2 protein-coding genes are annotated in these 3,369 nt (G+C 47.3%); one reads left to right on the top strand and one right to left on the bottom strand.

Annotation, left to right across the window (positions count from 1 at the left end; translation table 11 throughout):
* The first annotated feature begins 99 nt into the window (after window positions 1-99).
* Complete coding sequence (locus WCO51_11375; GenBank protein MEI6513854.1) at window positions 100-1,179, top strand: hypothetical protein; 1,080 nt, start codon at window positions 100-102, stop codon at window positions 1,177-1,179.
* Between the two features lie 7 nt (window positions 1,180-1,186).
* On the opposite strand, the gene WCO51_11370 is transcribed toward WCO51_11375, so the two are convergent.
* Window positions 1,187-3,369, bottom strand: a 2,183-nt coding sequence (locus WCO51_11370) for a tetratricopeptide repeat protein (protein ID MEI6513853.1), incomplete at its 5' end; no start/stop codon positions are given.

Raw genomic sequence — 3,369 nt, 5'->3', positions numbered from 1 at the left:
GCTCGGCAAACACGGGTTCACAGTACGTTAATAAACAATTTACCCTTGCCTCTGTCGCTTCTTCCGTGATATGCTTTCTTATACTTGAGGAGGATGCTAATGTCAGGTTTACTTTATCATTCGGATTGGATTAAGGCACGAGAGCGGTTAACCACTTGGTGGAACGGGGGCGATATCGGCCGGCCCGCCATTCAACTTACTACAGGGAATCCCAATCCTGTGGAAGCCATCCACTCAATGACTGAACCTGAAGGTTGGCAGACGTATTATTCGACAAAAAGCCTTCCATACCGCGTTCATTGCGCTTTATATGGACCCTCAGAAGCGCTCTATTTCGGAGAAGCGTGTCCAACTGGTTCTCCAGGTGATCTGGCTCCGAACACTTTGGCGCTCTATTTGGGTTGCAAAGGGCGAGAGATGCCGGGAACTGTATGGTGCGAACCTTGCATCGAAAGCCTGGAAACCGCTCGTTTTGAATATGATCCGGATAACTTCTATTGGAAATTCTCCCAAGATGCCTTTCGGCAAGTAGCAGAGAAGGGCAAAGGCAAAATGCTTCTGCAATTCCCTGATTTAATCGAGGGACTTGACACATTAGCAGCCATGCGCGGCACCCAAATTCTTCTTCAAGACTTGATCGAACGCCCCGAGTGGGTCCATGAATCTCTCAAGAAGATCACCCAACTCTACTTCCACTACTACGATATGCTCTATGATATCATTCGTGATGATGTGGGCGGAAGCGTTTACTGGGTATGGGCGCCGGGTCGGTTGACTAAACTTCAGTGTGATTTCTCGGCGATGATCTCACCGGGGATGTTCAAAGAGTTTATGGTTCCCGTCCTGACCGAGATGACTGAGCGCGTGTCCTATTCGATGTATCACTGGGACGGTCCCGACGCGGTTTGCCACCTCGATGCCCTTTTATCAATCCCGCACCTGGATATGATTCAATGGGTTCCGGGCGATGGGGCGAGTCCTTCCCACAACAAAGAATGGTGGCCGCTTTATCACCGAATACTTGACTCCGGCAAGAAGCTCTTCATTTTCATTAATAATTCGGACCACCTATTAACTTTTAAGAAAGAGTTCGGCCCAAAGATGAAAGGCATGCTCCTAAACATGCCCTGCAGCACCCCAGGAAAAGCCAAAGAAATCCTAAAATCCGCAGAGTTTTAGATTTAAATTAATAATGCTCCGGTGCGCCTTCCTCTTTCCATAGCTTTGCGTACTTAGCGGCGTTGTGAGCTAAGGGATGGTGGGGATATTTTTGGTGTAGCTGTCTCATTAGGCGAATGGCTTGTTTGTAGAAGCCCTTTTTTTCACTTTCCGTATCCCACCATCCGTTAAAGAAATTGAGCTGATAGGAGGAAGTTGCTGCTCGGTACATCGCTTTTGGAGTGGTTGGACTGTTGGGGTAGCGTCGGATGATTTCCAAGCATATCTTTCTTTCTCTAACATAACACTCGTGGGAATACATATACTTGTGGAGTGAGGTCTTGTCCAACTTAGATTCGGTATCTGTGTTCCAGGCCATATCAAACACTATTGCTCGATGACCACGCCAAAGAGATGGGTTGTAGAACAGCAGGTTGCGCTTTTTGTAATAGTAAGAGGTGATGGCGTACATCGCCTCTGCCCGTTTATTATCGGTCTTGGCTATCTTCACCGCTTTATTCAAACGCCTTAAATCCCGTATCGTTGCAAGCGGATGATAAAGCCGACTTTGATCAAAAGAATCCCAAAATTCACCCTTCGCTGACATCTTATTTAGTTCAGCAGGGGTTAGCTGTCGCAATGTAGCTTCTGCCTTGCCAAGCTTATTATCACGCATGTAGCGGATACCGAGCGAATAGGTGATCAGTTTATGTGCGGGATGGTGAGGGTGATCTGCGAGGAATCTTTTGATTTGCGCCGTCGTCATTCTAGCATCGAGTAGATAAGCAAAGTCCATGTCGAAGTTCAAAGTGAGGTATATGTCAAGCGCTGAGTTCAAATCCCCTTGCTTTTCATATATTATCGCCATGTTCTCTCTGGCGCTATTGACCAGATAGCTTTTGGGATACCTTCGAACGACCTTTTTGAAGTCGGCCAATCCTCCTCGAAGATTTCCTGACTTTCGGCGAGAAGCTCCCCTGACATAATAGGCTAAATCCGTGCGGACCAATGGCTGGCTATCTCTCTTCGAGTTGATGGCTTGTGATGCCCACTTCTGGCTTTGTCGGTAATTGCCCATCTGATACTGAATTTCCGCAATCCTGACCATAATCACAACCGGCAGCTTTGTTTTTGGGTGAGTATTGACGATTTTCTCTGCCAGTTTAGCAATATTGCTTAAGTCAGAATCCATGACCCATGAATGGTTAAGTCGATAATCCAGATAAGTAACAGCCAGTATTGGATGAGTTGTCAGCATTTGGAAGAAACGAGTTGCACCATTTGGGGTAATTCTCAAACGGGTAAGGTGCATTGAAACGATCGCTCTCATAGCCTCTTCTCTGTCCTTAGCCATCCCCATCTGTTTGAGATAATAGTACATTGCCTCAGGGGTACGTCCCTTAAGTAACTCGGCCCTTCCTAACCAACCGAAAGCCTCGTAGCGATAAAGGGAATTCGGGTATAGCTTTATCAGCTTCAAAAGGGCCTGTTTAGCAGAGTAAATGTCGGCATTAGAGGGGCCTGGGATGTGCTTAGTGCCGGCCTCATCACCTCCAACTGCCAAACGAAGCCAGGCGCTTCTAAGCATTGCCGGTTGAACCCGAGAGCTGTCAGGGAACTCGGAAATAACTCGTTCATAAAGTTTGATTTCCTTAGCCCTGTCATGCTCCATCTGCGCTAAAGCATAGAGCGCATGAGCTCGAAGAAAACCCGCGCTTTTATTGGCATAAATCGAATGCATGATTGGAACAGCTTTAGTCCAATATCCATCTAAATGAAGGTTTTGGGCTTTCATATATTGATTGAGGAGTGTGCGATTGGTCTTTAGCGAAGCCTGACGCATCACTTCGGACAGATCGAGATAAATCCCTCTTCCGCTGTAGATATACTTGGCATAGCGGTCAAAATAGGTGGCAGCTTTTCGAAAGTTCCCTTTATGAGCAGATTGACGAGCCGTATTCAGAAGTCGCATGAGTTGATTTGCATGTGCCCGGGCTTTTTGCTGCTCGTTCTTTTCCCACTTTTCCCAGTCAATGTCTTGCGCCATTGGCTGGTTGCCTGTAGCGCGGCTTCCCTGTTGTCCCCATTCATTTGATGAAAAGGGTCCTGGTGGCTCTCCGTAATCAGGCGTGGCAGTGTTGAAATGGATCCCCGGATACCACTCAAATGCACACGGCCAGCAGTCGATGGTGATAAAAGCTCCCATTAGAA

Source organism: bacterium, assembly GCA_037131655.1.
Classification (GTDB): Bacteria; Armatimonadota; Fimbriimonadia; order Fimbriimonadales; family JBAXQP01; genus JBAXQP01.
The sequence above is the reverse complement of the archived record's forward strand: the minus strand, read 5'-3'. Positions and strand labels throughout refer to the sequence as shown.